Annotated in this window: 40 protein-coding genes; 5 read left to right on the top strand and 35 right to left on the bottom strand. The window is 41.6% G+C overall.

The window, feature by feature from the left end; translation table 11 throughout:
• Positions 1-157: 157 nt before the first annotated feature.
• Entirely contained in the window at positions 158-2,353 is a 2,196-nt protein-coding gene (locus F7R58_RS01750; protein WP_158063256.1) for a TonB-dependent receptor domain-containing protein, read from the top strand.
• 67 nt (positions 2,354-2,420) lie between these two features.
• On the opposite strand, the gene ctlX is transcribed toward F7R58_RS01750, so the two are convergent.
• Positions 2,421-3,344, bottom strand: a complete 924-nt coding sequence (gene ctlX, locus F7R58_RS01745; RefSeq protein WP_158063255.1) for a citrulline utilization hydrolase CtlX — start codon at positions 3,342-3,344, stop codon at positions 2,421-2,423.
• 167 nt (positions 3,345-3,511) lie between these two features.
• Between ctlX and F7R58_RS01740 the strand changes: the two genes are divergently transcribed.
• A complete protein-coding gene (locus tag F7R58_RS01740) occupies positions 3,512-4,183 on the top strand; it encodes a copper homeostasis protein CutC (protein ID WP_158063254.1) in 672 nt (223 codons plus the stop codon).
• 15 nt (positions 4,184-4,198) lie between these two features.
• On the opposite strand, the gene F7R58_RS01735 is transcribed toward F7R58_RS01740, so the two are convergent.
• Complete coding sequence (locus F7R58_RS01735; protein WP_158063253.1) at positions 4,199-5,113, bottom strand: dimethylarginine dimethylaminohydrolase family protein; 915 nt, start codon at positions 5,111-5,113, stop codon at positions 4,199-4,201.
• Positions 5,114-5,200: 87 nt separating this feature from the next.
• Here F7R58_RS01735 and F7R58_RS01730 point away from each other — a divergent pair, with 87 nt between their 5' ends.
• Together F7R58_RS01730 and F7R58_RS01725 are read left to right on the top strand one after the other, a co-directional pair.
• Positions 5,201-5,656: a hypothetical protein gene (locus F7R58_RS01730; protein ID WP_158063252.1), complete on the top strand. Its 456-nt coding sequence runs from the start codon at positions 5,201-5,203 to the stop codon at positions 5,654-5,656.
• A 26-nt stretch (positions 5,657-5,682) separates the two neighbouring features.
• Positions 5,683-6,045, top strand: coding sequence for a DUF2200 domain-containing protein (locus F7R58_RS01725; RefSeq protein WP_158063251.1), 363 nt, complete (start codon positions 5,683-5,685; stop codon positions 6,043-6,045).
• 243 nt (positions 6,046-6,288) lie between these two features.
• Here the strand turns inward: F7R58_RS01725 and F7R58_RS01720 are convergent, their stop codons facing one another.
• Positions 6,289-7,575, bottom strand: a complete 1,287-nt coding sequence (locus tag F7R58_RS01720; protein ID WP_158063250.1) for a citrate synthase — start codon at positions 7,573-7,575, stop codon at positions 6,289-6,291.
• An 80-nt stretch (positions 7,576-7,655) separates the two neighbouring features.
• Positions 7,656-8,948 carry a phosphopyruvate hydratase gene (gene eno, locus F7R58_RS01715; protein ID WP_158063249.1) on the bottom strand — a complete coding sequence of 431 codons (1,293 nt, stop codon included), beginning with the start codon at positions 8,946-8,948 and terminating at the stop codon, positions 7,656-7,658.
• Positions 8,949-9,118: 170 nt separating this feature from the next.
• On the opposite strand from eno, the gene F7R58_RS01710 reads away from it, so the two are divergent.
• Positions 9,119-9,481: a hypothetical protein gene (locus F7R58_RS01710; protein ID WP_158063248.1), complete on the top strand. Its 363-nt coding sequence runs from the start codon at positions 9,119-9,121 to the stop codon at positions 9,479-9,481.
• Positions 9,482-9,513: 32 nt separating this feature from the next.
• Here F7R58_RS01710 and F7R58_RS01705 read toward each other — a convergent pair whose 3' ends face one another.
• From F7R58_RS01705 to F7R58_RS01555, 31 genes are all read right to left on the bottom strand, one after another.
• Complete coding sequence (locus F7R58_RS01705; RefSeq protein ID WP_158063247.1) at positions 9,514-10,284, bottom strand: DUF3575 domain-containing protein; 771 nt, start codon at positions 10,282-10,284, stop codon at positions 9,514-9,516.
• 147 nt (positions 10,285-10,431) lie between these two features.
• The gene (rplQ, locus tag F7R58_RS01700) at positions 10,432-10,968 is read right to left on the bottom strand and encodes a 50S ribosomal protein L17 (RefSeq protein WP_158063246.1); all 537 of its coding nucleotides are present in this window, start codon (positions 10,966-10,968) and stop codon (positions 10,432-10,434) included.
• A 6-nt stretch (positions 10,969-10,974) separates the two neighbouring features.
• On the bottom strand, positions 10,975-11,970 hold the full coding sequence (locus F7R58_RS01695; protein WP_158063245.1) for a DNA-directed RNA polymerase subunit alpha: 996 nt from the start codon (positions 11,968-11,970) through the stop codon (positions 10,975-10,977).
• A 33-nt stretch (positions 11,971-12,003) separates the two neighbouring features.
• Positions 12,004-12,612 (bottom strand): 30S ribosomal protein S4, encoded by a 609-nt coding sequence (gene rpsD, locus F7R58_RS01690; RefSeq protein WP_158063244.1) that lies wholly within the window; start codon positions 12,610-12,612, stop codon positions 12,004-12,006.
• A gap of 93 nt (positions 12,613-12,705) precedes the next feature.
• Positions 12,706-13,095: a 30S ribosomal protein S11 gene (gene rpsK, locus F7R58_RS01685; protein ID WP_158063243.1), complete on the bottom strand. Its 390-nt coding sequence runs from the start codon at positions 13,093-13,095 to the stop codon at positions 12,706-12,708.
• 11 nt (positions 13,096-13,106) lie between these two features.
• Positions 13,107-13,484, bottom strand: a complete 378-nt coding sequence (rpsM, locus tag F7R58_RS01680) for a 30S ribosomal protein S13 (RefSeq protein ID WP_158063242.1) — start codon at positions 13,482-13,484, stop codon at positions 13,107-13,109.
• Between the two features lie 9 nt (positions 13,485-13,493).
• Entirely contained in the window at positions 13,494-13,610 is a 117-nt protein-coding gene (gene rpmJ / locus F7R58_RS01675; protein ID WP_007839480.1) for a 50S ribosomal protein L36, read from the bottom strand.
• Between the two features lie 79 nt (positions 13,611-13,689).
• Positions 13,690-13,905, bottom strand: a complete 216-nt coding sequence (gene infA / locus F7R58_RS01670) for a translation initiation factor IF-1 (protein WP_029297754.1) — start codon at positions 13,903-13,905, stop codon at positions 13,690-13,692.
• A gap of 5 nt (positions 13,906-13,910) precedes the next feature.
• Positions 13,911-15,293, bottom strand: coding sequence for a preprotein translocase subunit SecY (gene secY, locus F7R58_RS01665; RefSeq protein WP_158063241.1), 1,383 nt, complete (start codon positions 15,291-15,293; stop codon positions 13,911-13,913).
• Between the two features lie 8 nt (positions 15,294-15,301).
• The gene (gene rplO, locus F7R58_RS01660) at positions 15,302-15,751 is read right to left on the bottom strand and encodes a 50S ribosomal protein L15 (protein WP_158063240.1); all 450 of its coding nucleotides are present in this window, start codon (positions 15,749-15,751) and stop codon (positions 15,302-15,304) included.
• Positions 15,752-15,766: 15 nt separating this feature from the next.
• Complete coding sequence (gene rpmD / locus F7R58_RS01655) at positions 15,767-15,949, bottom strand: 50S ribosomal protein L30 (RefSeq protein WP_158063239.1); 183 nt, start codon at positions 15,947-15,949, stop codon at positions 15,767-15,769.
• A gap of 14 nt (positions 15,950-15,963) precedes the next feature.
• Positions 15,964-16,488: a 30S ribosomal protein S5 gene (rpsE, locus tag F7R58_RS01650; RefSeq protein WP_158063238.1), complete on the bottom strand. Its 525-nt coding sequence runs from the start codon at positions 16,486-16,488 to the stop codon at positions 15,964-15,966.
• A gap of 18 nt (positions 16,489-16,506) precedes the next feature.
• Positions 16,507-16,854: a 50S ribosomal protein L18 gene (rplR, locus tag F7R58_RS01645; protein WP_158063237.1), complete on the bottom strand. Its 348-nt coding sequence runs from the start codon at positions 16,852-16,854 to the stop codon at positions 16,507-16,509.
• Positions 16,855-16,868: 14 nt separating this feature from the next.
• Entirely contained in the window at positions 16,869-17,414 is a 546-nt protein-coding gene (gene rplF, locus F7R58_RS01640) for a 50S ribosomal protein L6 (RefSeq protein ID WP_158063236.1), read from the bottom strand.
• Positions 17,415-17,432: 18 nt separating this feature from the next.
• Complete coding sequence (rpsH, locus tag F7R58_RS01635; RefSeq protein ID WP_158063235.1) at positions 17,433-17,831, bottom strand: 30S ribosomal protein S8; 399 nt, start codon at positions 17,829-17,831, stop codon at positions 17,433-17,435.
• 157 nt (positions 17,832-17,988) lie between these two features.
• On the bottom strand, positions 17,989-18,258 hold the full coding sequence (rpsN, locus tag F7R58_RS01630) for a 30S ribosomal protein S14 (protein WP_158063234.1): 270 nt from the start codon (positions 18,256-18,258) through the stop codon (positions 17,989-17,991).
• A gap of 2 nt (positions 18,259-18,260) precedes the next feature.
• Positions 18,261-18,812, bottom strand: coding sequence for a 50S ribosomal protein L5 (gene rplE, locus F7R58_RS01625; RefSeq protein WP_158063233.1), 552 nt, complete (start codon positions 18,810-18,812; stop codon positions 18,261-18,263).
• A gap of 11 nt (positions 18,813-18,823) precedes the next feature.
• Positions 18,824-19,144 carry a 50S ribosomal protein L24 gene (gene rplX / locus F7R58_RS01620; protein ID WP_158063232.1) on the bottom strand — a complete coding sequence of 107 codons (321 nt, stop codon included), beginning with the start codon at positions 19,142-19,144 and terminating at the stop codon, positions 18,824-18,826.
• Positions 19,145-19,163: 19 nt separating this feature from the next.
• On the bottom strand, positions 19,164-19,532 hold the full coding sequence (gene rplN / locus F7R58_RS01615; protein WP_158063231.1) for a 50S ribosomal protein L14: 369 nt from the start codon (positions 19,530-19,532) through the stop codon (positions 19,164-19,166).
• The gene (gene rpsQ / locus F7R58_RS01610; protein ID WP_158063230.1) at positions 19,532-19,786 is read right to left on the bottom strand and encodes a 30S ribosomal protein S17; all 255 of its coding nucleotides are present in this window, start codon (positions 19,784-19,786) and stop codon (positions 19,532-19,534) included. The genes rplN and rpsQ overlap by 1 nt, the downstream gene beginning before the upstream one ends.
• Positions 19,787-19,797: 11 nt before the next feature.
• Entirely contained in the window at positions 19,798-19,986 is a 189-nt protein-coding gene (gene rpmC / locus F7R58_RS01605; protein WP_158063229.1) for a 50S ribosomal protein L29, read from the bottom strand.
• An 11-nt stretch (positions 19,987-19,997) separates the two neighbouring features.
• The gene (gene rplP / locus F7R58_RS01600) at positions 19,998-20,423 is read right to left on the bottom strand and encodes a 50S ribosomal protein L16 (RefSeq protein WP_158063228.1); all 426 of its coding nucleotides are present in this window, start codon (positions 20,421-20,423) and stop codon (positions 19,998-20,000) included.
• Positions 20,424-20,526: 103 nt separating this feature from the next.
• Positions 20,527-21,273 carry a 30S ribosomal protein S3 gene (gene rpsC, locus F7R58_RS01595; RefSeq protein ID WP_158063227.1) on the bottom strand — a complete coding sequence of 249 codons (747 nt, stop codon included), beginning with the start codon at positions 21,271-21,273 and terminating at the stop codon, positions 20,527-20,529.
• 8 nt (positions 21,274-21,281) lie between these two features.
• Positions 21,282-21,683, bottom strand: coding sequence for a 50S ribosomal protein L22 (gene rplV / locus F7R58_RS01590; RefSeq protein WP_158063226.1), 402 nt, complete (start codon positions 21,681-21,683; stop codon positions 21,282-21,284).
• Positions 21,684-21,685: 2 nt separating this feature from the next.
• The gene (gene rpsS, locus F7R58_RS01585) at positions 21,686-21,964 is read right to left on the bottom strand and encodes a 30S ribosomal protein S19 (RefSeq protein ID WP_158063225.1); all 279 of its coding nucleotides are present in this window, start codon (positions 21,962-21,964) and stop codon (positions 21,686-21,688) included.
• A gap of 2 nt (positions 21,965-21,966) precedes the next feature.
• Positions 21,967-22,788: a 50S ribosomal protein L2 gene (rplB, locus tag F7R58_RS01580; RefSeq protein ID WP_158063224.1), complete on the bottom strand. Its 822-nt coding sequence runs from the start codon at positions 22,786-22,788 to the stop codon at positions 21,967-21,969.
• Positions 22,789-22,819: 31 nt separating this feature from the next.
• Positions 22,820-23,107, bottom strand: a complete 288-nt coding sequence (rplW, locus tag F7R58_RS01575; protein ID WP_158063223.1) for a 50S ribosomal protein L23 — start codon at positions 23,105-23,107, stop codon at positions 22,820-22,822.
• A gap of 3 nt (positions 23,108-23,110) precedes the next feature.
• A complete protein-coding gene (gene rplD / locus F7R58_RS01570) occupies positions 23,111-23,740 on the bottom strand; it encodes a 50S ribosomal protein L4 (RefSeq protein ID WP_158063222.1) in 630 nt (209 codons plus the stop codon).
• Positions 23,731-24,354 (bottom strand): 50S ribosomal protein L3, encoded by a 624-nt coding sequence (gene rplC, locus F7R58_RS01565; RefSeq protein WP_158063221.1) that lies wholly within the window; start codon positions 24,352-24,354, stop codon positions 23,731-23,733. Before rplC ends, rplD begins: the two co-directional genes overlap by 10 nt.
• A 354-nt stretch (positions 24,355-24,708) precedes the next feature.
• A complete protein-coding gene (locus F7R58_RS01560) occupies positions 24,709-25,497 on the bottom strand; it encodes a GLPGLI family protein (protein ID WP_158063220.1) in 789 nt (262 codons plus the stop codon).
• Positions 25,498-25,577: 80 nt separating this feature from the next.
• On the bottom strand, positions 25,578-25,796 hold the full coding sequence (locus tag F7R58_RS01555) for a hypothetical protein (RefSeq protein ID WP_158063219.1): 219 nt from the start codon (positions 25,794-25,796) through the stop codon (positions 25,578-25,580).
• Between the last annotated feature and the right edge of the window lie 58 nt (positions 25,797-25,854).

Below are 25,854 nucleotides of genomic sequence, written 5' to 3'. Positions count from 1 at the left end.
GAACTTCACTGCCGCATTATTACTTTGCATTACCAATTACTTCCAATCTTTTATTTCTTTGCAATGGAAATTAGTAACAATCTATAAGTACTATATACTTATTGGGTAAATAGAGATTTCAGGCCGCGGGCCAAAGATTACAACAAAAACAATAACCATGAAAAAACAAGTTACCTTCATTTCCATGCTTGCACTGTCATTTTCTTATTCACAGGACATGCATCAGAATGACACTGTAGCCACAAAAGAAATTGCAGAAGTCACCCTTATCAAGAAAAACTTCAAAAAGGAGTCGGACCGTTTCGTGTACGATGTTGCGAGATCACACGTAGCCAAAGGGAATACGGCATTCGGCATCCTGAAAGCAACCCCCATGGTATCCAGCACTGACGACAAGACGATAAAAGTCCTGGGAAAATCAAATGCAGTGATTTTCATTAATGGCCGCCGCACCAATATGAATGCGGAAGCAGTGGTGGAACTTCTGAAAAACACCCCTGCAGAAAACATCAGCAAAATTGAAGTCATCACTGTACCCGGAAGTGAATATAATGTGGAATCGTCTGAGGCAGTAATTAACATCATACTTAAGAAAAAACTCGATGACGGAATGAACGGTAACTTCAGGGTAACCAACCATCAGGATTATTACAATCAGCAATCCAGTGCCGTATCTCTGAACTTCCGAAAGGATAAACTTGGTATATCTACCAATATCAACGGTTCCAACTGGCAAAGAAGACAGTACTACAAACTTCAAAACGGCACGGCAGGCTACCAAAATACATCGGAAGGACCGGTTTCGGACCCTAACCTCAACCTGGGCGGTTACCTGAATATGGACTATGCCCTCACCGACCGCCAGAATATTGCGCTAAGCTGGAATTCATGGGCTAACAGAAGCTATGACTCGAGAGGTGAACTCTTTAATTCAATCACTACTCCGGCGGGTATCAACTACAATAAAACAATCAATAATGAAAATTCACGCTCTTATAACAATTCACTTAATCTGAACTATGAATTAAAAACCGATTCACTGGGAAGCAAACTTAATCTGAATGTTGCTTACCTGAACTATAAGAGATTCCAGCACAACACCAACTCGACCTTTGAAAGCAATACCTTAAGGGAAACTTTGGGCCTGACAAATATATTCAGGCAGCGCGCGCCGCAGATCATTGATAACTATGCTGCCACCGCAGATTACCTGCATAAGTTTAAAAATGAACTTACCCTGGCGGCAGGAGGAAACTTCAGCAAGACTGAAACAGACAACGATACCTATTTTGAACAGCTGAATCCGCTTACAGGCAACTATATAAAAGATGAGAACCAATCCAACCATTTCCTGTACCGCGAACAGATCAGCGGTGCTTACCTATCCGCTGAAAAGAAAATTGGTGAGAAATTTTCCGGAAAACTTGGAGTAAGATGGGAGAACACTCATTCCTTCGGCGAGATACTGAATTCTGATGTCAATATAAAGAGAGATTACAGCAATCTTCTGCCTTTTGCCAGTTTCAGTTATGACATAAATGACCAAAACAATGTTTCGTACTCCTTTTCCAGCAGGATTCGCAGACCCTCCTTCTGGGAACTGAATCCGGTGCGTGTTTACCTTACACCTACAAACTATATTCAGAATAATCCGTTTGTAAAGGCTTCGGAAGTATATAACCACAATTTCACTTATATGTTGAAACAATACTATTTCTTTGTGGTGAGTCACAGTTTAACCAGGGATGATTTTTCCCAGATTCCCCTTCAAAAGGGCGATGAACTGCGCTACATCCGCACCAATTACGGAGATAAAGTGGAGTTCTCGGCCACAGTGGGTACTCAGAAATCCTTCTTCGGAAGTATATTCACCACTAACACCAATGTAGGATTACAGATAAACCGTGTAGATGCATTTCTGGATCATGACCCAATTACAGGAGACCAGTTTTCACCATTTTCTATCAATACCCATACGAATTCTCTTCTTATCCAGACCAACAATACCATTCGGCTTTCACCTAAAAAAGACTGGTATCTGGGTGTCAACTATTGGTACGTGGGTGCACAGATTCTGAACATCGGCACCCTAAAACCCCTGTCTTCGCTGGATGTCAGCATCAAGAAAATCTGGAACGACTGGACATTCAACCTGGAAGCCACGGACCTTTTAAGAACCAACGTAGTAAAAGTGGATGATACCCAGGGCAACGGAAATTATAACTTTGTAACCAATGACCAGTTTAACCGCGGCGTGCAGTTTTCCGTTACCTATAATTTTGGTAACAAAAAGGTGAAAGGACTTCGCAAAATAGAAGATGCCAGCAAGGATGCCAAATCCAGAACCAGATAAGGACTATACTTATACATAAAAAATCCACCGCGGACCGGTGGATTTTTTTCATGGCACAACAAGTTGTTTACGCTTTGGGCAGAAAAACCTCGGCCAGCATGCACCGGGCACTGCCACCGCCGTTGACCTCAATCGTATTCAGGTCCGCAGAAATAATTTCGGAATATTTTTCGATCCTGCTGACCTGTTCAGCTGAAAGGGAATTAAAGGCAGTTTGACTCATTACGAGAAAGGTCTTTCCCTCAGAATTATGAACCTGAAGCATATTGCCGGCGAAATTCTGCAGTTGCTCCTCGGAGATCTCAATAAGTTCCTTGCCTGTAGATTTAATTACTTCCTGCACCTTTTCACGTTCAATTTCATTATCAATACAGTCCAGGCAAATAACCACGAAACGGTCTGCCACACACATCATTACATTGGTGTGATAGATGGGCAGCCTTTCCTCTCCGGCATTCTGATAGCTGTGAAATACAACCGGCTCGTAACCGTTCTCTGCACAGAATTTGCGGAACAGCCCTTCGTCCAGCCTAAGTGAGACAGAACCATAAGCAATCTTATTGGTATGGTCAAAGATCATGCTTCCAGTTCCTTCCAGGTATTTCCCTTCCTCCTCAAAATGACTCACATCCACCACACGGTCTATTCTGAAACCTTGATTCTCTACCGCTTTCAGCACGTCCTGTCTGCGTTCTACCCTGCGGTTTGGTGCAAACATAGGATACAGAACTACCTTTCCGTCACGGTGAAAACTCACCCAGTTGTTAGGAAATATTGAATCGGGCGTATGCGGCTCAGGTGTATCCTGCACCTTCACCACATTCACACCCTTTTCTTCAAGTATAGCTGCGAAGGCATTAAATTCGGCCAACGCTTTCTTCTGCGTATCATCATTCTGAACATTGACCTGAAAATAATTGTTTTCGGCAGTTTGCGCATTATAACCAAAGGCCACCGGTTCAATCATCATTACCGTATCTGTAGTTTGCATCTTTTATTAAATTTTGTGGCAAAAATAGTCAATATTTCAATAGGTATTGGGGAGGTGTAATACCCAAGGATTCGAACCATTAATAGTTAAAAAAAATGAATTGGCAGCAGGACGCATGTAAAATTTCCGTTTATCCTATATTTACATAACACAAATACAAAATCAAGATGCTTGAAATTGCCTGCTTTGAAATAACCTCTGCCGAGACAGCGCTGCGGTCGGTAGCCGACCGAATTGAGTTCTGCTCGGACCAACATCTTGGCGGACTTACACCGGATATTGAAGAGTTCCGCTATTTAAAATCGGTATACAGAAAGCCGATATACGTAATGATACGGCCTGTGGGCGGCGGATTTATGTACTCTGATACTGAGTTTCGGGAAATGCGCAGGAGTTTACTTGAATTTAAACATGCCGGTGCCGACGGATTTGTTTTTGGGATTTTAGGGCACGGTAATACTGTTGATATGGACCGGAACAGCCTCCTGATTGAGCTTGCAGGACCGTTGCCCTGCACCTTTCACCGGGCCATAGACCGAACTTCAGATCTGGAGACTGGCGTAAGGAGTTTAATAAGGCTTGGATTCCGTGCAGTGCTTACTTCCGGCGGAAAAGCTACAGCATGGGAAGGACGGGAACCTCTAAGGGATTTAATTACCTCTTACTCCCACAGACTGGACATTTTGGTAGGTGGCGGTGTACGCTCGGGAAATATCGCCGAACTGAAAGAAGTCACGGGCGGCCGGCATTTTCACTCCTCAGCCATACCCCAATACGAAAGTTTTGCCAATGAAGAGGAAATCCGCAAACTGCAGATGGTAATCCGGCCGGACCATTAATTTAAACTCTGTTGTTTATTCGCGTACCAACGGTAAGGTTGAGCAGCGCAGTAAACCACCCATTTTAGAAATTTCACGGTAAGGAATTTCTTCAACAGTCATACCCCACTCGTTACGCAGATGATTGTTAAGCCGGGCAAAGGAAGAATCTGAAACAACAATTTCCGGTGATATGGAGAATATGTTTGGATTCATTTCAAACATTTCCTGTTTGGTAACTTCAAAGCAGTTTTCTTCCCCAAAAATATCAAGCAGTAAACGGTAATCACTTTCATCCACAAAACCGTCTTTATAAATAATGCACTTATCTGTTCCAACCGGATTGAAAGTGCAGTCCAGATGCAGAACTCCCGAGAAAGGATCGGTGTCATTCTTCTTAAGCTCCAGGTCTATCACCCTTTTTTTCGGGAAGTACTCCTTCAGAATCTCAATGGCATATTCATTGGTCCGCGCAGTCTTGAAATTCCTGTAATCTTCAGAAAAGCAGGTGCCTACAAAAAGAAAATCATTCCATACAATAACATCACCCCCTTCCACGTGAGCGGTATCCGGCAGATTTATGATTTTTTTCCAACCTACCCGTGCAAAAATTTTGCGGTAGGCATCCTGTTCATTGTACCGCTCAGGAATAATGTTGGAAATAATCATCTTATCCTCTATCACAAAAGCTACATCGCGCGCAAAGACCTGATTATAATTTTCAATGATGTGCGGGCGGAAAACTTCTACATCATATTTTTTCAGAACTTTTTCAAATTCTGTCATTTCATGAACAATAGCCTCCTCCTTAGGGTAAATATTATTATAGAGACTGTGATAAGATTTGGCATCGTAACTTTCCTCCAGCGTATGGGCAGGACCCATAGAATGTGGCATACCCAACACTACCGATTTTAACAGACCTGTTTCGTTATTGATGTTTAACTTCATAAAATGTGGCTTGATACAAATATAGGCAATCACTATCCAAACAAAAAATAATATGTACTTTTAGCTGTCCATCTTAACATCGTATTTATGATTTTTAAATCCCGGATTTTTGAAGAAATTGTTACAGACGGACCCCTGATGCTTAAAGCCGAGAGAAAGTTTGGATGGTTTGGGAATTGCGATGTAAAGATTTATCTTGCGGAGACACAGACAATGAGCTTCCACATCAATGGCACTACCGACAAGGTCTCAAAAGTAGTGAACGGCCTGGATTACCCCTATGAGTTAGTAAGCCGGAACAAAGCAGTATCCGGTGATGACCAATATTTTATAACAAACAACCGCAACTATCTTTTCAGTGAAAATTACGGCGAGTTGCTGATAAACGGACAGCCCAAAGCAAAATTGCTTCTTAAACAAAAACTTTTTGGCATAGAACTAACAATGTTGCCTCTACACGGGGAGTTAGATCAGGATGTAAAACTAAAATCCGCCATTTTAATCATGGCAAACATTGCAGACCTTGACGGCTCCTCTCCCTGATTTTTATAAAATTTAATAATCTGAAGATGAAAAGTACTTCACATCATGACGACCGCATAACCCAAATGACCTTTGCTTCAGTATATCCACACTATGTTATCAAAGTTGAAAAGAAAGGGAGAAGCAGTAGCGAGTTACATCAGGTAATTGAGTGGCTTACAGGCTATGATGAAACTATATTGCGACAACACATCAACAGTAAAACCACTTTCGCTGATTTTTTTGAGTCGGCTAATCTAAATCCCAAGGCCGAGTTGATTACAGGTAGTATTTGCGGTTACAAAATTCAGGAGATTGAAAATCCGCTAACCAGAAAAGTGCGGTACCTGGATAAGTTGGTTGATGAACTTGCCAAAGGAAAAACACTTGAGAAAATATTAAGAAAATGACCTTAAACAAAAGATTAGTTCCTGCCCTGATTGTTTTAATCCTGTTTATAGGATTGGGTACGGCATTTTTTATTTACAAAAGCAATGACCACGCAGAATGTGGGACTGATGTCAGTCTCGGTAGGACTGAAGACGGGTACTCCTTAAAGGTCGTATCGCATGTATGTAAGGAAAAATTTTCCTTTTAACAAAAATTCCTCCCAATAACGGGAGGAATAACTATAATATCCAATATTTTGTAAACTATCTCGCGTTCATATCTACGTAATCGCGTTTTTGAGCGCCCTGGTAAACCTGTCTTGGTCTTCCGATCGGGTCGTTATGCAAACGCATCTCTTTCCACTGGGAAATCCATCCCGGCAGTCTGCCCAATGCAAACATTACAGTAAACATTTCGGTTGGAATACCTAAAGCCCTGTAGATGATTCCGGAGTAGAAATCTACATTCGGGTACAGTTTACGGCTTACGAAATACTCATCTTCCAGTGCTACTCTTTCAAGCTGCATGGCGATGTCCAAAGCTTTGTCATCAATACCCAGAGAGTTCAGGATATCGTCTGCGGCTTTCTTGATAATTGTTGCGCGCGGATCGAAACTTTTGTAAACTCTGTGTCCGAAGCCCATTAAGCGGAAGTTATCGTCCTTGTTTTTCGCTTTTTCAACATATTTAGCCACATCACCACCATCCTGCTCAATCATTTCAAGCATTTCAATCACTGCCTGATTAGCACCACCGTGAAGCGGGCCCCATAGTGCAGAAATACCTGCTGAAACTGAAGCGAAAAGACCTGTATGGGCAGAACCTACCATTCTTACCGTAGAAGTGGAACAGTTTTGCTCATGGTCTGCGTGAAGGATTAATAATTTATCCAAAGCTCCTACCACAACAGGATCCAATTCGAAATCCATGTTCGGACGACGGAAACACATTTTGTAGAAGTTCTCTACATAGTTCAGGTTGTTATCGCCGTGATTGATAGAAAGACCTAATTTTTTACGGTAAGTCCACGCACAAAGATGAGAGAATTTAGCCAAAAGCATATTTGCTGCTTCATCCATCTCTTCTTTGGAATTTACATTCACAGCTTTCGGGTTGAAGGCTGTAAGTGCAGATGTTAACGAAGAAAGAACTCCCATAGGGTGTGCTGAGCGTGGAAATACATCCAGGATTTTCTTCATTTCGTCAGCTACGAAATTGTATTTTTTAATTCCGTTTTCAAATTTGCCAAATTGCTCTGAGGTCGGAAGTTCGCCGTGAAGCAGCAAATACATCACCTCTGTGAAATTGGATTTTTCGGCAATCTGCTCAATGGGGTAACCTCTGTAATAAAGTTCACCTTTGTCACCATCCAGATAGGTGATGTCACTTAAAGTGGCACCAGTATTTTTATACCCTAAGTCCAGCGTGATTAAACCAGTTTCGTCTCTCAGTTTTGAAATATCAATTCCTCTGTCACCTACGGTGCTCTCTACAATAGGATATTCAAATGATTTCCCATCATAGTTCAGTACAACTTTGTTATCTGACATTATTTATAATTTTTTACTAATTTATGAATATTGATAGTAAACGGCAAATTGATGAAGCCATTCTTAATTAATTTTGTCTATTATCTTTTTACCTTGAAGGCATCCAGACCCGGGAACACAGCTGTTTCACCCAAAGCCTCCTCAATTCTAAGAAGCTGGTTGTACTTGGACATTCTGTCTGACCTTGAAGCTGAGCCTGTCTTGATCTGACCACAGTTCATAGCTACTGCAAGATCAGCGATGGTGTAATCTTCCGTCTCACCGGAACGGTGGGACATTACGCTTGTATAACGGTTATGCTGAGCCATCTGTACCGCGGCCATGGTTTCAGACAGGGAACCGATCTGGTTCACTTTAACAAGGATTGAGTTTGCGATACCTTCTTTGATTCCGCGTGAAAGTCTTTCCACATTGGTCACGAATAAATCGTCGCCCACAAGCTGTACGCGGTCACCGATTTTTTCGGTCAGCATTTTCCAACCTTCCCAGTCATCCTCATGCATACCGTCTTCGATGGAAATAATTGGATATTTGGAAGCCAGTTCCGCAAGATATGAAACCTGCTCACTTCTGCTGAACTGCGCAGAGTCCTGAGTCTGGAATTTTCTGTAGTCGTAGGTTCCGTCCTTATAAAATTCGGACGCGGCACAGTCCAGAGCAATCATTACATCGTCTCCGGGTTTGTAGCCTGCTTTTTCAATAGCCTGAAGCAAGGTATCCAGTGCATCTTCAGTTCCGCTGAATGTTGGTGCAAAACCACCTTCGTCGCCCACAGCTGTGGAAAGTCCACGCCCGTGAAGGATAGATTTCAGGCTGTGGAATATTTCCGTACCTTTTCTTAATGCATGTGAAAATGAGTCTGCTTTTACCGGCATCACCATAAATTCCTGGAACGCAATTGGAGCATCGGAGTGCGATCCTCCGTTAATTACATTCATCATCGGTACCGGAAGTGTATTGGCATTAACACCACCCACGTAACGGTACAGAGGAAGGCGCAGTTCTGTTGCTGCTGCTTTGGCTGCCGCAAGCGAAACACCAAGGATAGCATTAGCACCCAGACTTCCTTTGTTATTGGTACCGTCCAGATCAATCATAATCCGGTCGATAAGATTTTGGTCATACACAGGCATGCCTACAAGCTCCGGTGCGATTACTTCACGCACATTTTCAACAGCCTTCAAAACACCTTTTCCTAAATAATCTGAGCCACCGTCACGCAGTTCAACAGCTTCATGCTCGCCTGTGGAGGCACCCGAAGGAACGGCTGCGCGGCCCATGGCTCCGCTTTCGGTGAAAACATCTACTTCAATTGTCGGATTACCGCGGGAATCAAGAATCTGTCTTGCTTCAATGTACGAAATGTAACTCATTTTTATGTGTTTAATGGATTTTAGTATCGGCCTTATTAAGGTTCACAAATTTAAATAATTTGAGCGGTTTGCAGAGGATATTTCTGCAATTAATCGGCGCTTTCCGTAGCTTTCACATATTTTAAGTAATTTTGATCAGAACATACCCCAAACCCCTTAAAACAAGAGCTATGAAAAAAATATTAATCGTACTGACAGCAGTGGTGCTAACTGCCTGCGGCAAAGAAAGCGGAAATACCGGTGTTGTGAAAGAACAACCGGAGGCTGTAAGCCCACAAAATGCAAAGGAAGAAACTTTACGTTATGTAGCGGATGACGGCAGCAGTGCCCATGTTACATTTGGTGACTCAGTGGAGGGCAAATACATCAGCATCCGCAGTAATAACAAGACCATTAGAGTAAAACACGAAGCAGATACTGATTCCGGCGATATCTACAGGGAGCATGACATTACCGTAACAGCCAATGATTCGTTGGTTACGATAGACCAGGCAGGTGCTGTTATTGAACTGCGGAAAGCTCGCGGACAGTAACAGCACCTGCAGGTTATTAAGTTAAATCCTGTTTAGAAACGGTAGCCCAAGGCCAGGCCGAAACGGAGTCCAGCCCAGGGGCCGCTCACTTTCGCGGTTGCTCCATTCTCATTGGCGGTTGCATCAATTTTAACAAGAGGTACATCCAGTTCGTCCAGTTCTTTCTGAAGTTCCTTCTGTCTTTCCGGGGTTAATCTCTGACTGCTCACGGCTATGAGGTCGCCTTTGGAAATGCCATAGTGTCCTCCCAAAATATTAAAGTCAAGCACCCAATCCTTTTTCTGGCCCAGGAACCACTGTTTGCCGAACATGACACCTATACTGTGACCAGTAACATTTCCCTCCAGCTCCACATAATGAGTTTCGGTTACACCCGCTTCTATGGTCTGGAATTCGTAGCGGTAGTCCGAGAATTCACCATGTGAATAACGGTAATAAGGTGCTAGATAAAAGCCCTGACCATAACCGCGCTTCCCCAAATAGAATCGTGGTTCCAGAGTAATGGAGTTATAATTCATCACCATGCTTTCAACATCGCCAATATCCTCACCATCCAGAAACAATTTTACATAGGGCACCTTTCCGGAGGGAATGACTGAAAATGATGCCGACAGTGACGTAGTTTTGCTGATGGTGCGTTCGTAGGACAGGTTGAGGTTCCGGAAGGCATATGCCGTCACATTGGTTTTGATGATATTGGGATTTTCCGGCCGGATCTGAACCGTTGAAACAGTGTCGGCCCGTTGTGCGAAGGCAAAGGAAGCACACATTAGTGCAGCAGATGTAAAGATTTTCAGTTTCATAGAGCAATTTTCAGGGAGTTAAGCGTGCGATAAGTAATCAAAACTAATAAATAAGATACTTATGTGCAACATAAATCTCCAGTGACATAATAACAAGAGAAAGCCGCTCAGTTTCCTGAGCGGCTTTCAATTTATCTCACAGACGGATTAGTTAGTCTTGTTTTCTCCGGACTCTGCAGCTCCTTCGGTATTACCTTCGGTTTTTGCATCATCAGCAGGAGCAGTTTCAGCCACTGGAGCAGCTGCAACAGTTTCTTTCTTGGCTGCACCGGTTCTTCTGCTTCTTCTTGTCGTCTTTTTCTCTTCCTCGTTCGGATTGTAAAGCTCGTTGAAGTCTACAAGTTCGATCATAGCCATGTCCGCAGCATCACCCTGACGGAAACCTGTTTTGATGATTCTTGTATAACCACCGTTTCTTTCGGCGATTTTTGGGGCTACAGTTCTGAAAAGTTCAGCAACAGCTTCTTTACTTTGCAGGTAAGAGAAAACTGTTCTTCTGTTATGTGTAGTATCTTCTTTTGCTTTTGTTAAAAGTGGTTCAACATATACTCTTAAAGCTTTTGCTTTAGCAACAGTAGTGTTGATTCTTTTATGCTCGATAAGAGAACAAGCCATATTAGAAAGCATTGCCTTTCTGTGTGGAGCGGTTCTTCCTAAGTGATTGAATTTTTTACCGTGTCTCATTATTATTTATTTATCAGCGTCTAACTTATATTTGGCAACGTCGAAACCGAAGTTAAGACCTTTTGCGTGTACTAATTCTTCCAACTCCGTCAGGGATTTTTTACCAAAATTCCTGAACTTCATCAGATCAGACTTACTGTAAGAAACCAGTTCACCCAGTGTTTCCACTTCAGCAGCTTTCAGGCAATTCAAAGCTCTTACGGAAAGGTCCATATCGGCAAGTTTGGATTTAAGGAGCTGTCTTGTATGTAAAGTTTCTTCATCATACTGAATTGAAGCTTTTACGGCTTCCGTTTCCAGGGTAATCCTTTCATCGGAGAACAGCATAAAGTGATAGATCAGAATCTTGGAAGCTTCGGTTAAAGCATTCTGCGGAGTAATGGATCCATCGGTTTCAATATCCAGTATAAGTTTTTCGTAGTCTGTTTTTTGCTCAACACGATAGTTTTCAATTGCATACTTCACCTTTTTGATGGGAGTAAAGATAGAATCGATGGCTATGGTTCCCAAAGGAGCTGTGCCGGATTTGTTCTGTTCGGAAGGAACATAACCTCTACCCTTTTCAATATTGAAAGTAATCTCGAAGTTTACGTCCTGGTTCATATTACAGATCACCAGATCCGGATTCAGAACTTCGAATCCGTTCATGGATTTACCAAGATCTGCACCTGTAACAACAGACTGTCCGGAAACTTTAGCAACTACCTGCTCAGCGGTCTGATTTTCTCCAAGAGCCTTCAGGCGCAGTTGTTTCAGATTCAGAATAATTTCTGTAACATCTTCAATAACACCTGGAATTGTTGAAAACTCGTGCTCTACCCCTTCTATTTTGATTGAAGAAATAGCATATCCTTCCAGAGAAGAAAGCAAAACTCTTCTCAAAGCATTACCGATCGTAAGTCCGAAACCCGACTCAAGAGGTCTGAATTCAAACTGACCTTTAAAATCGTCGGAGCTTAATAGAATTACTTTATCGGGTTTTATGAATTGTAAAATTGCCATATTATTGGTTGAGCAAAGATTGGATTATAATTATTATTTGTTGTAAAGCTCGACGATAAGCTGCTCTTTGATGTCTTCAGGAATCTGAATTCTCTCAGGAGCTGAAAGGAAAGTACTTTCCTTTTTCTCATCGTTAAACTGCAACCATTCGTAGTTTGCCTTGGAGGCCAGAGCATCTGTAATAATTTCCAGAGATTTGGATTTTTCTCTGATTGCTACCACATCACCTGCCTTAAGGATATAAGAAGGAATGTTTACCAACTCACCATTCACGGTTACGTGTCTGTGAGATACCAGCTGTCTTGCGCCGGCTCTGGTTTTAGCGAAACCAATTCTGTAAACTACGTTGTCCAATCTTGATTCGCAAAGCTGTAAAAGGATTTCACCAGTTACACCTTTCGCTCTTGTTGCTCTGTCGAAAAGGTTTGAGAACTGTCTTTCCAGGATACCGTAAGTATACTTAGCTTTCTGCTTTTCCATAAGCTGTACTGCATACTCAGATTTTTTGGCATTTCTCCTTCTGGTAGGTCCATGCTGTCCCGGTGGTTGGTTTTTTCTTCTTTCGAAGCTTTTGTCGTCACCATAGATAGCGGCGCCGAACTTTCTTGCAATCTTGGTTTTAGGTCCAATATATCTTGCCATATTTTTTTTAGATTTTAGATTTTAGATTCTGGATTTTGGATTATTAAAAGAAATGATCCTTAAAATCAAACTCCAGAATGTAAAGTGTATAAATTATACTCTTCTTCTTTTAGGAGGTCTGCAACCGTTATGCGGCATCGGAGTTACATCTACAATCTCACTAACTTCAATTCCGGAATTGTGAATCGTTCTGATGGCAGATTCTCTACCCTGACCAGGACCTTTTACGAACACTTTTACTCTTCTGAGACCCGCTTCGTGGGCTACAGCAGCGCAGTTTTCTGCAGCCATCTGAGCTGCAAACGGAGTGTTTTTCTTAGAACCTCTGAAACCCATTTTACCGGCAGAAGCCCAAGAGATCACCTCTCCGGCTTTATTTGTTAAAGAAATAATAATATTGTTGAAAGATGCCTGGATGTGTGCTTCACCGATGGCCTCTACCTTTACTTTTCTTTTCTTAACTACTTTATTTTGTTTTGCCATAATTCTAACGATTATTTACTTGCCTTTTTCTTATTAGCAACAGTTTTTCTTCTTCCTTTACGGGTTCTAGAATTGTTTTTCGTTCTTTGGCCTCTTAAAGGTAATCCGAGTCTGTGACGTATTCCTCGTTGGCACCCAATGTCCATCAATCGCTTAATGTTCAGTTGCACTTCAGAACGCAGTTCACCTTCAACCTTAATGTTTTCGGTGATGTAGTTTCTGATTGCGGCCAATTCATCGTCATTCCATTCGTTGACTTTTTTGTCTTCGCTGATACCGGCATTCTTAAGGATTTCTGAAGAAGTGCTTCTTCCGATCCCGTAGATGTAAGTTAAACCGATAACTCCTCTTTTGTTTTTTGGTAAATCAATACCGGAAATTCTCGCCATAATTTAATTTTAGCCTTGTCTTTGTTTAAATTTTGGGTTTTTCTTGTTGATTACAAACAGAACGCCCTTACGACGAACAATCTTGCAATCAGCACTTCTTTTTTTAATAGATGCTCTAACTTTCATTTGATTTTGCTTTATGCTTATGGCAATTGGCTTTAGGCTAATTGCAATTGTTATAAAAAGTTACAAACGCCAGACACACTTAGTATCTGAACGTGATTCTTCCCTTTGACAAATCATAGGGAGACATTTCAAGCTTTACCTTATCACCGGGCAGCAGCTTGATATAGTGCATTCTCATTTTACCGGAAATATGGGCAATTAAAACATGCCCATTTTCCAATTCCACACGGAACTGCGCATTCGAAAGTGCTTCCGTAATTACGCCGTCCTGTTCAATATGTTTTTGCTTAGCCATTTATACTATTGGATGTTTGATGACCTTGATAATTTAGACTGCATCAAACCGTCATAATGGTGGTTCAACAGATAAGTATTGATTTGCTGTACGGTATCCAGGATAACACCCACCATAATTAAAAGCGAGGTTCCCCCGAAAAACAGGGCAAAATTCTGCGTCTCCACCAACCATCCGAACACTAGTGCCGGAAGGACTGCAAAAATAGCTAAAAATATTGAACCTGGCAATGTTAATTTTGATAAAATATCATCCAGATAATCAGAGGTTTCCTTACCCGGTCTCACCTTAGGAATAAGCCCACCGTTGCGCTTAAGATCGTCGGCCATCTGGTTTACCGGAATTGTAATTGCGGTATAAAAGAAGGTAAAGATAATAATAAGCAATGCAAAGAGTACATTATACTGCCAGCTGAAAACGTTCTGGAAGCCTGCAAAGAAGGTATTGCTGTCGTCCAGCTTTACCAACAGTCCGGGTACAAACATCAGCGCCTGAGCAAAGATGATTGGCATTACCCCGGCAGCGTTCACCTTAAGCGGGATCCATTGTCTGGCACCCTGCATCAGGTTTTTGTTTACACCTCCGCGGGCCTGTGCACGGCTCACGTACTGAATAGGAATTTTACGTACTGCAACAGACAGGATGATTGCAAGCAATACCACCAGCATCCAGAACAGTACTTCAACCAGGATCAGGATGGTTCCAGAACCACCTTTACCTGTCTGTGTAACGTATTCCTGTACGAATGCCTGCGGCAAACCGGCAAGAATACCCACCATAATCAGGATAGAGATACCGTTTCCAATACCTTTGTCCGTAATCTTTTCGCCCAGCCACATAGCAAACACAGAACCCGCTACCAGGATAACAATACTCGGCAACCAAAACATCACGGATTCCGGATGAATATAGTAGGCTGCAGAAAACTGCGAATAAGGCAGGAACATCTGTGTAATTGACGTGAGGTACGAGGGCGCCTGCACCAGACACACCGCAATGGTTAACCATCTGGTGATCTGATTAAGGGTGTTACGGCCGGACTCTCCATCCTTCTGAAGTTTCTGAAGGTATGGGATGGCCATACCCATCAGCTGCACAATAATCGAGGCAGAGATATAAGGCATGATCCCGAGGGCCATAACCGAGGCATTGGCAAATGCACCTCCTGTAAATGACGAAAGCAAACCAAGAAGACCTGCTCCCTGGTTGTTTCCGCCCTGACTTTTGTAATGATCCAATAAGTTCCCAACTTCGGACAAGTTAATTGCCGGCAGGGAAATAAAGGTTGCGAATCTATACACTAGGACCATTCCTAAAGTAAATAAGATTTTATCCCTAAGTTCCTTTAGACTCCAAATGTTTTTAAGTGTTTGTATAAATCCTTTCATTATGTTATTTATAGAGTAATTGCTTTACCTCCTGCTTTAGCAATAAGCTCTTCAGCAGATTTTGTGAATTTATCTGCAGAGATTGAAACACCTGATTTCAATTCGCCTCTACCCATAATTTTCACAAGGTCATTTTTAGATGCAAGACCGTTTTCGATCATAACTTCTCTGGTGATATCACCTTTGATGTCTTTTGTATCGATCAGGTTCTGGATAGTATCTAAATTGATTCCTCTAAATTCTTTTCTGTTTACATTGTTGAAACCGAACTTAGGCAATCTTCTCTGGATAGGCATCTGTCCACCTTCGAAACCGATCTTCTGAGAGTATCCGGCTCTGGCTTTCTGACCTTTATGTCCTTTTGTTGAAGTACCGCCTTTTCCTGTTCCCTGACCTCTACCAATTCTCTTGGAATTGAAAGTGGAACCTGAAGCTGGTTTTAAGTTATTTAAATTCATTGTTTTAAAATTTAATTAGTTTTCTTCCTGAACTTCTACTAAGTGTCTAACTGCAGCCACCATTCCAAGAACAGCAGGCGAAGCTTCGTGAGTTACCACCTGGTGCAATCTCTTCAGTCCTAAAGCCTCCAGAGTTCTCTTTTGGGTTTTGGTTCTGTTAATAGCACTTCTTACTTGTTTTACTTTAATTGTTGCCATCTGTCTTAAAACTTTTAGTGTTTAAATACCTTGTCTAATGATACCCCTCTCATTCTTGCGATTTCTTCAGGAGTTCTGATGTCCAACAATGCTTTGAAGGTTGCCTTCACCACGTTATGCGGGTTGGAAGATCCTTTAGATTTTGTAAGGATATCCTTGATACCTGCAGACTCCAGTACGATACGCACCGTGTTACCTGCGATAACTCCCGTACCGTGTGAAGCCGGCTTCATAAATACGTGGCCACCACCGAATCTGGCAGTAGACTCATGATAAATGGTACCTTCCTTAGTAACAGGAACTTTAACTAAATTTTTCTTAGCATCCTCCACTGCTTTGGAGATTGCTGTTGCAACTTCTTTGGACTTACCCAAACCGTAACCGATAACTCCGGCTTCGTCTCCCACAACCACGATTGCAGAAAAACCGAACGCACGACCACCTTTGGTTACTTTAGTTACCCTGTTTACAGACACGAGACGATCCTTTAATTCTAATCCTCCCGGTTTTACTTTTTCAATATTATCTAGTCCTAACATTATTTCCGAAATTTGTGATTAGAATTTTAGTCCGCCTTCTCTCGCACCGTCAGCCAGAGCTTTCACTCTGCCGTGGTATACGAATCCGTTTCTGTCGAACACTATATTTTCAATTCCTGCAGCTTTGGCTTTTTCAGCGATTGCTTTACCAACTTCTGCAGATATTTCCACTTTGCTACCTGTTGCATTAAGCGCTCTGGAGGAGGCTGAAGCAAGGGTCTTACCTTCTTTATCGTCGATTAACTGAGCGTAAATTTCCTTATTACTTTTGTATACAGATAATCTTGGCAGTTCAGCAGAGCCGGAGATCTTGCCTCTTACTCTACTTTTAATCCTGTTTCTTTTTTGTACTTTATTTAGTGCCATTTTCTTAAAATTTATTAAGCAGATTTACCAGCTTTACGTCTCACAATTTCTCCAACAAATCTTACCCCTTTTCCTTTGTAAGGCTCCGGCTTTCTGAATGATCTGATCTTTGCAGCGACCATTCCGATAAGTTGCTTGTCATGAGATGTTAAAGTAACAATAGGGTTTTTACCCTTCTCAGTTAATGTATCCACTTTCACTTCGTTTGGAAGTTCCATTACGATACTGTGAGAGAAACCTAGGGCAAGTTCCAGTTTCTGACCGGAATGTGTTGCTCTGTATCCAACTCCCACCAATTCAAGTTTCTTTTCGAAACCTTCGGATGTACCAACAATCATGTTGTTGATAAGCGCTCTGTACAGTCCGTGAAGCGCTTTGTGCTGTTTAGACTCAGACGGGCGGTTTACTGTAAGTTCACCGTCTTTCTGTTCTAAGGTAATTCCTTCCGTAAGGGTTTGCGTAAGCTCACCTTTAGGGCCTTTAACAGTTACTACACCGTTTGATTCGGTTACAGTAACACCGGCAGGAATGGTTATAATTGATTTACCAATTCTTGACATTTTCCTTCTTTTAAAAAATTAATAAACATAGCAGATTACCTCTCCACCTACTTTTTCCTGTCTGGCCTGCTTACCTGTCATTACCCCTTTGGAGGTAGAAATGATGGCTACACCCAACCCGTTCAGAACTCTAGGAAGTTCTGCAGAACCTGCATAATATCTCAAACCAGGTCTTGATGCTCTCTGGATGGATTTAATAGCCGGTTTGTTGGTTTGCTTGTCATACTTTAAAGCGATTTTGATGTTCCCCTGTACAGCGTTATCTTCAAACTTGTAGTTTGTAATATAACCCTGGTCGAAAAGAATTTTTGTAATCTCCTTCTTGATTTTCGATGCAGGAATGTCCACCACCTTGTGGCCTGCGCTTTGTGCGTTCCTTACTCTGGTCAGGAAATCTGAAATTGGATCTGTTACCATTTTTCTTGTTTGTTGTTATTGGTTTATGATAGTTAGTTTTGAACGGCACAAGAGATTTTTAGATTTGAGATAAGAGACTTATGAAAAGTCTCCAATCTCTTGTCTATTGGTCTCGAGTCTAAAGTTCAACTTTACTACCTCGATTGTTCTAAATGTATTACCAACTAGCTTTTTTAACTCCGGGGATCAGGCCTTTGTTGGCCATCTCGCGGAACATAACTCTGGAAAGTCCGAAAGTTCTCATGTAACCTCTTGGTCTGCCGGTAAGCTTGCATCTGTTGTGAAGTCTAACCGGTGAAGCGTTTTTAGGCAACTTCTGTAATGCTTCGTAATCTCCGGCTTCTTTCAAAGCTTTCCTTTTCTCAGCATATTTAGCTACTGTAGCCTCTCTTTTGCGCTCACGCGCTTTCATTGATTCTTTAGCCATTTTTAGTTCTTTTTAAAAGGCATACCGAAATGCGTTAATAATGCTTTTGCTTCTTTGTCTGTTTTCGCAGTAGTAACAAAAGTGATGTCCATACCCTGGATCTTCTTCACTTTGTCAATCACGATCTCCGGGAAAATGATCTGCTCGGTAATACCAAGGTTATAATTTCCTCTACCGTCGAAACCATCAGCTTTGATACCGTTGAAATCGCGGATCCTTGGCAGTGCAGATGCAGTAAGCCTGTCCAGGAATTCGTACATTTTGTCTGCTCTAAGAGTTACTCTTGCACCCACCGGCATTCCTTTTCTAAGTTTGAAGGCAGCCTCATCCTTTTTGGAGAGGGTTCCTACAGCTTTCTGTCCGGTAATTGCAGTTAATTCCTCGATGGCGTAATCAACAATTTTCTTGTCGGCTGTAGCAGCTCCCAGACCCTGGGAAATTACGATCTTCTGCAATTTAGGCACCTGCATAACAGATTTGTACCCAAATTCTTCCATCATCGCAGGAATAATTTGCTCCTTATATAATTTTTTTGGTCTTGCTATAAATTCCATTGTCTGTGCTGTTATAAAGTTTCACCGGTTGATTTCGCAACTCTTACTTTCTTATCTCCCTCCACTTTGGAACCCACTTTGGTTGCTTTACCGTTTTTATCCATTAAAGCTACGTTTGAGATGTGGATAGAAGCTTCTTTCTCTACAATGTTTCCCTGTGGGTTAGAAGCAGACGGCTTCACGTGCTTTTTCACGATATTGATTCCGGCTACAACTACTCTAGGGTCTTTCCCTTCTTTTCTGATCACTTCCAGAACTTCACCTTTACCACCTTTATTTTTTCCGGTAGTTACGATTACGTTGTCTCCTCTTTTTATTTTAACTTTTGTCATTTCTGTAAATTTTTAAAAATTAAAGTACTTCGGGAGCCAGGGAAATTACCTTCATGTATTCTTTGTCTCTAAGTTCGCGGGCTACGGGTCCGAAAACACGTGTACCTCTCATTTCGCCGTTCGCATTAAGCAATACGCAGGCATTATCGTCGAACTTGATATATGATCCGTCTTTTCTCCTAACTGCTTTCTTGGTTCTTACCACAACAGCTTTGGATACCTGACCTTTCTTGGCGTTTCCGGATGGTGTAGAATCCTTGATCGTCACTACGATTTTATCACCAACTGAAGCATATCTTCTTCTGGTACCTCCCAGAACTCTGATTACCAAAACTTCTTTCGCTCCGGTGTTATCAGCTACCTTTAATCTTGATTCTGTTTGTAACATTACTTAGCTTTTTCAATGATTCTTACTAATCTCCATCTTTTACTCTTGCTCAGAGGTCTGGTTTCCTGTATAAGAACAGTATCGCCCTCGCTGCACTCGTTATTTTCGTCATGTGCGGTATATTTTTTCGTTTTCAAAACGAATTTACCGTACATTGGGTGCTTCATTCTCATCGTCTCGCTTACAACAATAGTTTTTTCCATTTTGTTGCTGGAAACCACCCCAATTCTTTCTTTTCTTAAATTTCTGTCCATTGTAAAATGAATTATTGTTGTTTAGCGGTTACTTCTGTTTCCAATCTTGCGATGGTCCTTCTCAAATCTCTGATTTGAATCGGGTTTTCTACAGGGCTGATTCTGTGAGCTAATTTAGTTTTTTGATATTCAGCTTTCAGTTCAGCAAGTTTGTTCTGTAGATCACCTGCGCTTAAATTTCTGATGTCAGCATTTTTCATAATTCAAAGATTTATTCAGGTTTTACAAAATCGTTAGCAACGATGAATTTGGTTACCACAGGTAATTTCTGTGCAGCAAGTCTAAGGGCTTCCTTGGCTACCTCGTAAGGAACGCCGCCTACCTCAAACATTACTTTTCCTGGCTTCACTACGGCTACCCAATATTCCACAGCACCTTTACCTTTACCCATACGTACTTCAGCAGGTTTTTTGGTAATAGGCTTATCCGGGAAGATTTTAATCCATAGCTGTCCTTCTCTCTTCATATATCTCGTAGCTGCAATACGTGCCGCTTCGATCTGTCTGGCCGTGATCCACGCACCGTCTGTGGCCTTGATGCCGAAAGTTCCATACGCAAGCTGAGCTCCTCTCTGCGCATTTCCTTTCATCTTCATTTTATGAACACGACGGAACTTGGTTCTTCTTGGTTGTAACATAATCTTTTAGATGTTAGATGTTAGATGTTAGATGTTAGATAAATTTTAAATCAGTTCTTGTAACGGAAGTTCTAATTTCTAATTTCTCGTTTCTAACTTCTGATTAATTATTGTTATTGTTTCTTCTTGGTCTTCTGTCTCCGCCACGGTCATTCCTGTCATTTCTTTCCCTGCCGCCGGCCGATTTCTTCTGCTGCTGTCCTACGAGTGGAGTAAGGTCTCTTTTACCGTAAACCTCACCTTTCATAATCCAAACTTTCACACCAAGTTTACCATATTGTGTAAGGGCTTCGCCTATGTGATAATCGATATCTGCTCTGAAGGTAGACAATGGGATTCTTCCGTCCTTGAAAGATTCGCTTCTTGCCATCTCAGCTCCGTTCAAACGTCCGGAGATCATTACTTTTATACCTTCGGCACCCATTCTCATTGTAGAAGCGATAGCCATTTTCACAGCTCTTCTGTAGGAGATACGGTTCTCGATCTGTTTTGCAATACTGTCTGCAACCAAAACGGCATCAAGCTCAGGTCTTTTGATTTCGAAGATATTGATCTGAACATCCTTACCTGTAAGTTTCTTCAGCTCTTCCTTCAGTTTATCAACTTCCTGTCCGCCTTTACCGATAATTAAACCCGGTCTGGCAGTAGTGATGGTTACGGTTACTAATTTCAGTGTTCTTTCAATGTAAATTCTTGAAACCCCACCTTTAGATAATCTAGCTTCAAGGTATCTTCTGATCTTGTAGTCTTCAGCGATTCTGTCTCCATAATCGTTACCACCATACCAGTTAGAATCCCATCCTCTGATGATACCTAGTCTGTTACCAATTGGATTTGTCTTCTGTCCCATACCTTGAATTATTTAATGTCTTTTGAATCTAAAATTATTGTCACGTGGTTTGATCTCTTTCTGATTCTGTGACCTCTTCCCTGGGGAGCCGGTCTCAGTCTCTTCAGTTGTCTTGCACTGTCAACAAATATTTCTTTTACAACAAGGTTGGCTTCTTCAATATCAGCTCCTTCGTTTTTAGTCTGCCAGTTAGCCATAGCAGAAAGAAGAAGTTTCTCCAATTTATTTGAGGCCTCTTTTTTTGAATATTTTAGAATATACAGGGCTTTATCTACATTTTCTCCTCTAATGATATCAGCAACTAATCTCATTTTTCTAGGAGAAGACGGGCAGTCGTTAAGACGTGCGCTTACCACATCTTTCGCGGCCTCTTTTCTGGCGATTGCGCTATTTTGCTTTCTTGATCCCATGATTATCTGCTTCCTTTATTTTTGTTACCACCGTGACCTCTGAAAGATCTAGTCGGAGAAAATTCGCCTAACTTATGACCTACCATGTTTTCTGTAACATAAACGGGGATAAAAGATTTCCCGTTGTGTACCGCGATGGTTTGTCCTACGAAGTCTGGAGAGATCATAGATGCTCTCGACCACGTTTTGATTACTGTCTTTTTACCAGACTCTACGTTTGCCTGAACCTTCTTATCTAAAGTATGATGAATGAAAGGTCCTTTCTTAAGTGATCTTGACATAATTATTTTCTTTTAGAGACGATGAATCGGTTAGACGCTTTGTTTTTCTTTCTGGTTTTGTAACCTTTAGAAGGCATACCGTTTCTTGATCTTGGGTGACCTCCGGAAGAACGTCCTTCACCACCACCCATTGGGTGATCTACAGGGTTCATCACTACCGGTCTGGTTCTTGGTCTTCTGCCTAACCATCTGCTTCTACCTGCCTTACCGGAAACGGTAAGCTGGTGGTCGGAGTTGGAAACAGATCCAATCATTGCGAAACATTCCGTAAGGATCATTCTGGATTCACCTGAAGGAAGCTTTACAATCGCATATTTACCGTCTCTGGAGGTTAGCTGTGCAGAAGAACCTGCACTTCTTGCCATTACAGCACCCTGTCCCGGCCTAAGCTCGATACAGGAAATTACAGTACCCAAAGGAATATTCTTCAGCTTCATCGCGTTACCTACATTAGGCTCTGCAGTTTCGGAAGAAATAACTTTCTGGTCTACCTTAATACCGTTAGGAGCGATGATATATCTCTTCTCTCCGTCCGCGTACTCCAGCAGCGCGATGAAAGCGGTCCTGTTTGGATCGTACTCTACAGTTTTAACCGTTGCTTCAACATCAAACTTGTTTCTTTTGAAGTCAATGATTCTGTATTTCTTTTTGTGTCCACCTCCGGTGTAACGCATGGTCATTTTACCAGTTTGGTTACGTCCACCTGACTTTTTAATACCAACTGTCAGAGATTTCTCTGGTTTGTTGGTAGTAATTTCCTCAAAGTTGTTTACAACTCTGAATCTCTGTCCCGGGGTGATAGGTTTTAATTTTCTAACAGACATTACTATTATTTATATTATTATATACTGATTACTATACTGCAAAGACATCCAGAACTTCACCTTCTGCAAGGGTAATTACTGCTTTCTTCAGTTTGTTGGTCTTACCAACCTGAAGTCCTTTCTTAGTATTCTTAACTGAAACCTTAGGCGCATAAATCATTGTTCTAACGTCGGCTACTTTTACGTTGTAAGCAGCTTCAACTGCGTTTCTGATCTGGATCTTGTTCGCTTTTGGGTTTACCAGGAAAGAATAGTCGCCTCTTAGCTCAGTAAGGTAATTGGCTTTTTCTGAAATAACTGGTTTAATTATAATAGACATGATTTATTTCTTTAGGTTTTCCTGAAATTTCTCTACTGCCCCTTCAAAGAAAATGATCTCACCAGCATTCATAAGGTCGTAAGAACTGATTTCGTTATAGTTCAGTACCTTAGTTTTAGGCAAGTTTCTGGAAGACAGATACACATTGCTGTTCGCTTCAGGAAGGATGAACAGAGATTTCTTACCGTTCAGTTCAAAAGCATTAAGCAGTGTTACAAAGTCTTTGGTCTTTGGCGCGTTAAGGCTTAGATCTTCCATTACGCGGATGCTGTTGTCTCTCATTTTCTGAGAAAGAACAGATTTTTTAGCCAATCTCTTAAGCGCTTTGTTCAGTTTGAATCTGTAGTCTCTTGGTTTTGGACCAAAAACTCTACCTCCACCTCTGAAAGTTGGGGATTTAATATCACCATATCTTGCAGAACCGGAACCTTTTTGCTTCTTAAGTTTCTTGGTAGAAGCCGTAATCTCACTTCTTTCCTTGGATTTATGAGTTCCCTGTCTCTGTGCAGCAAGATATTGCTTCACTTCCAGGTATACCGCGTGCTTATTAGGCTCAATACCGAATACTGTTTCGTCCAGAGCTATCTTTCTGCCGGTTTCCTTACCGGTGTTGTTTAATACTACTAGTTCCATCTTCTTACAATTACATATGAATTTATAGCTCCCGGAATAGCGCCTTTTACAACTAAAAGGTTTTGCTCTTCATCTACCTTAAGTACCTGAAGATTCTGAACAGTTACCTGCTTACCTCCCATTCTTCCGGCCATTCTCATTCCTTTGAATACTCTGGATGGGTCAGAACCTGCACCAATTGAACCCGGCGCTCTAAGTCTGTTGTGCTGGCCGTGTGTAGCCTGCATTACCCCTCCAAAGTTGTGTCTTTTCACAACACCCTGGAATCCTTTACCTTTTGAAGTTCCTGTTACGTCCACATACTCACCTTCAGCGAATAGGTTTACTTTTACTTCATCTCCTACTTTCAAATCGTCGAATCCGTGGTGGAATTCAACCAATTTAGCTTTAGGAGCAGAACCAGCCTTTTTAAAGTGGCCGGCTAACGCTTTACCAACGTTCTTCTCACTCTTGTCATCGAAACCCAACTGTACGCCTACATAGCCATCAGTTTCTTCGGTTCTGACCTGTAAAACCGAGCATGGACCTGCCTGGATAACGGTGCAGGGGATATTCTTCCCTTCCTCGTTAAACAGGGATGTCATCCCGACTTTTTTTCCAATAATACCTGACATTTATTTAATATATATCTATTATAAAATTGCTTTCCATTCCGGTTACGAAGTAATTTCTATGTTTCAATTAGGCATACTTCTCCCCCAAAATGAGAGTGCAAATTTATGGATATTATTTGAACTGACAAACAGTGACTTAAAAATATTTAAAAGTAAATGCAAAAACTTCGGTCCTGCGCCGAAGTTTTTGTTAAAGATTACTATTTTATGAAAGACTGTTGTAAAAAACGCTTGAAAAATGGAGGTATCATTACTTTGCCGCAGTTAAAATATCATTTACCTGTTTCACCGCTAAAAGATTCTTGGTTAACTACAAAGTCGGATCTGACATCTGCTGCGCGGTGAAGTGAATCACTACGGTTCGCGCTCCAGCGGATTAGCTGATTTCAGCATCAGTTCACGTGCTGCGTGAAATTTCCTGGTATGTTCCGGATTTAATTTGATCTTACCTCCCAGGCTGAAATCTGATTCCAACTTGTCCTTCACGCGCAAGTAATCACTTTTACTGAACATCTTCACTTGATTCAAACGGCTTAGCGGAAAGGTTCCTTCAATTTTTTTAATACCTGTCATCCTAAATCGGTAGTGGTTTTCATCGTCTTCCACCTCCAAAATCAGTCCAGGAAGACCATTGAATTTATAAGGACCGAACATAAAGGGCGATACGGCTGAAAAGCATGCTGTCCATTTGCGGCCAAATTTCTCCGTAACCGCTTTCTGGCATTTTTGACCAGCAACTTCACCAAACTCCCGGATAATTTGCCACTTGAAATCAATGCCTTCCCGATAGCCTACTTCTGTATTCATGACGAGATCCGAATAAACAATTTCCTTAGGATTAATGACAATATTTGCCTGTTCCTCAAGATCAAAACTGGCCATTAGCGTTCTCTGATCCCCGTTAATCAGTTTTATGGAATCATACCTGAATGCGCTTTGTGCCTTGAAAACTGCGGTTTTTTCGTTGGCCAATAATACATAATGAGTGACTTCAGGCACCGCATTTTCCATTAAGCTTTCTACAGATCTCATCTCATAGGTGACCAGTACAGACGGCGAAAACATTTCCTGCGCCCGAAATAGGTTCCCAAACACCGTCAGGAAAAGGGAAAGGGAAAATTTTAGAAATACGGCTTTAATCATACAAAGCAGTTAATTAGGTAATATGCGGATCCAGTTAACTACAAAGCCGGCATAATCATCTTTTGTTACTTCACTAAATGTTAATTTTCCTGAAGCCGGGTGCCCCTCACTTTAAGACCCAGATATGCTATCGAAAATATCATTCCTATAACCGGCACCAGGAAGGTCAGCAAGGTCAGAGCCACCTTTACAGCATTTTGCAACTCTGAAGAAATAATTTTGTTAATGACAAAAATGGTTAAAGGAAAATACAAAAGCAGCACGGCCATTATAAAAATTTCACTGAATGAGTATTGCATAAATGTGTGATTTTAAATCAAATATATGTATTATTAGGCAGAACGCCACCTTCTTTTA

The organism is Chryseobacterium sp., assembly GCF_008831505.1.
In the GTDB taxonomy this organism is placed as follows: domain Bacteria; phylum Bacteroidota; class Bacteroidia; order Flavobacteriales; family Weeksellaceae; genus Marnyiella.
Note: the sequence above shows the minus strand (reverse complement) of the source record. Positions and strands in the feature narration are given on the sequence as shown.

Excerpts from the sequence above, each read along its gene's own strand:
- secY (WP_158063241.1), bottom strand. The coding sequence starts at position 15,293 with ATGAAAGGATTTATACAAACACTTAAAAACATTTGGAGTCTAAAGGAA.
- rplP (WP_158063228.1), bottom strand. The coding sequence starts at position 20,423 with ATGTTACAACCAAGAAGAACCAAGTTCCGTCGTGTTCATAAAATGAAG.
- F7R58_RS01735 (WP_158063253.1), bottom strand. The coding sequence starts at position 5,113 with ATGAAGTTAAACATCAATAACGAAACAGGTCTGTTAAAATCGGTAGTG.
- F7R58_RS01560 (WP_158063220.1), bottom strand. The coding sequence starts at position 25,497 with ATGATTAAAGCCGTATTTCTAAAATTTTCCCTTTCCCTTTTCCTGACG.
- ctlX (WP_158063255.1), bottom strand. The coding sequence starts at position 3,344 with ATGCAAACTACAGATACGGTAATGATGATTGAACCGGTGGCCTTTGGT.
- rpsE (WP_158063238.1), bottom strand. The coding sequence starts at position 16,488 with ATGTTAGGACTAGATAATATTGAAAAAGTAAAACCGGGAGGATTAGAA.
- rpsH (WP_158063235.1), bottom strand. The coding sequence starts at position 17,831 with ATGGTAACAGATCCAATTTCAGATTTCCTGACCAGAGTAAGGAACGCA.
- F7R58_RS01705 (WP_158063247.1), bottom strand. The coding sequence starts at position 10,284 with ATGAAACTGAAAATCTTTACATCTGCTGCACTAATGTGTGCTTCCTTT.
- rplX (WP_158063232.1), bottom strand. The coding sequence starts at position 19,144 with ATGACAAAAGTTAAAATAAAAAGAGGAGACAACGTAATCGTAACTACC.
- rplC (WP_158063221.1), bottom strand. The coding sequence starts at position 24,354 with ATGTCAGGTATTATTGGAAAAAAAGTCGGGATGACATCCCTGTTTAAC.
- rpsC (WP_158063227.1), bottom strand. The coding sequence starts at position 21,273 with ATGGGACAGAAGACAAATCCAATTGGTAACAGACTAGGTATCATCAGA.
- F7R58_RS01740 (WP_158063254.1), top strand. The coding sequence starts at position 3,512 with ATGCTTGAAATTGCCTGCTTTGAAATAACCTCTGCCGAGACAGCGCTG.
- rplR (WP_158063237.1), bottom strand. The coding sequence starts at position 16,854 with ATGGCACTAAATAAAGTACAAAAAAGAAACAGGATTAAAAGTAGAGTA.
- F7R58_RS01710 (WP_158063248.1), top strand. The coding sequence starts at position 9,119 with ATGAAAAAAATATTAATCGTACTGACAGCAGTGGTGCTAACTGCCTGC.
- rplV (WP_158063226.1), bottom strand. The coding sequence starts at position 21,683 with ATGGGATCAAGAAAGCAAAATAGCGCAATCGCCAGAAAAGAGGCCGCG.
- rpsD (WP_158063244.1), bottom strand. The coding sequence starts at position 12,612 with ATGGCAAGATATATTGGACCTAAAACCAAGATTGCAAGAAAGTTCGGC.
- F7R58_RS01695 (WP_158063245.1), bottom strand. The coding sequence starts at position 11,970 with ATGGCAATTTTACAATTCATAAAACCCGATAAAGTAATTCTATTAAGC.
- rplB (WP_158063224.1), bottom strand. The coding sequence starts at position 22,788 with ATGTCTGTTAGAAAATTAAAACCTATCACCCCGGGACAGAGATTCAGA.
- rpsQ (WP_158063230.1), bottom strand. The coding sequence starts at position 19,786 with ATGGACAGAAATTTAAGAAAAGAAAGAATTGGGGTGGTTTCCAGCAAC.
- rplW (WP_158063223.1), bottom strand. The coding sequence starts at position 23,107 with ATGTCTATTATAATTAAACCAGTTATTTCAGAAAAAGCCAATTACCTT.
- rpmD (WP_158063239.1), bottom strand. The coding sequence starts at position 15,949 with ATGGCAACAATTAAAGTAAAACAAGTAAGAAGTGCTATTAACAGAACC.
- F7R58_RS01555 (WP_158063219.1), bottom strand. The coding sequence starts at position 25,796 with ATGCAATACTCATTCAGTGAAATTTTTATAATGGCCGTGCTGCTTTTG.
- rplE (WP_158063233.1), bottom strand. The coding sequence starts at position 18,812 with ATGGAATTTATAGCAAGACCAAAAAAATTATATAAGGAGCAAATTATT.
- F7R58_RS01725 (WP_158063251.1), top strand. The coding sequence starts at position 5,683 with ATGAAAAGTACTTCACATCATGACGACCGCATAACCCAAATGACCTTT.
- rpmC (WP_158063229.1), bottom strand. The coding sequence starts at position 19,986 with ATGAAAAATGCTGACATCAGAAATTTAAGCGCAGGTGATCTACAGAAC.
- F7R58_RS01720 (WP_158063250.1), bottom strand. The coding sequence starts at position 7,575 with ATGTCAGATAACAAAGTTGTACTGAACTATGATGGGAAATCATTTGAA.
- rplQ (WP_158063246.1), bottom strand. The coding sequence starts at position 10,968 with ATGAGACACGGTAAAAAATTCAATCACTTAGGAAGAACCGCTCCACAC.
- rpsS (WP_158063225.1), bottom strand. The coding sequence starts at position 21,964 with ATGTCAAGATCACTTAAGAAAGGACCTTTCATTCATCATACTTTAGAT.
- F7R58_RS01730 (WP_158063252.1), top strand. The coding sequence starts at position 5,201 with ATGATTTTTAAATCCCGGATTTTTGAAGAAATTGTTACAGACGGACCC.
- rpsK (WP_158063243.1), bottom strand. The coding sequence starts at position 13,095 with ATGGCAAAACAAAATAAAGTAGTTAAGAAAAGAAAAGTAAAGGTAGAG.
- F7R58_RS01750 (WP_158063256.1), top strand. The coding sequence starts at position 158 with ATGAAAAAACAAGTTACCTTCATTTCCATGCTTGCACTGTCATTTTCT.
- rpsN (WP_158063234.1), bottom strand. The coding sequence starts at position 18,258 with ATGGCTAAAGAATCAATGAAAGCGCGTGAGCGCAAAAGAGAGGCTACA.
- rpmJ (WP_007839480.1), bottom strand. The coding sequence starts at position 13,610 with ATGAAAGTTAGAGCATCTATTAAAAAAAGAAGTGCTGATTGCAAGATT.
- eno (WP_158063249.1), bottom strand. The coding sequence starts at position 8,948 with ATGAGTTACATTTCGTACATTGAAGCAAGACAGATTCTTGATTCCCGC.
- infA (WP_029297754.1), bottom strand. The coding sequence starts at position 13,905 with ATGGCTAAGCAAAAACATATTGAACAGGACGGCGTAATTACGGAAGCA.
- rplD (WP_158063222.1), bottom strand. The coding sequence starts at position 23,740 with ATGGAACTAGTAGTATTAAACAACACCGGTAAGGAAACCGGCAGAAAG.
- rplN (WP_158063231.1), bottom strand. The coding sequence starts at position 19,532 with ATGTTACAAACAGAATCAAGATTAAAGGTAGCTGATAACACCGGAGCG.
- rplO (WP_158063240.1), bottom strand. The coding sequence starts at position 15,751 with ATGAATTTAAATAACTTAAAACCAGCTTCAGGTTCCACTTTCAATTCC.
- rplF (WP_158063236.1), bottom strand. The coding sequence starts at position 17,414 with ATGTCAAGAATTGGTAAATCAATTATAACCATTCCTGCCGGTGTTACT.
- rpsM (WP_158063242.1), bottom strand. The coding sequence starts at position 13,484 with ATGGCGAGAATTTCCGGTATTGATTTACCAAAAAACAAAAGAGGAGTT.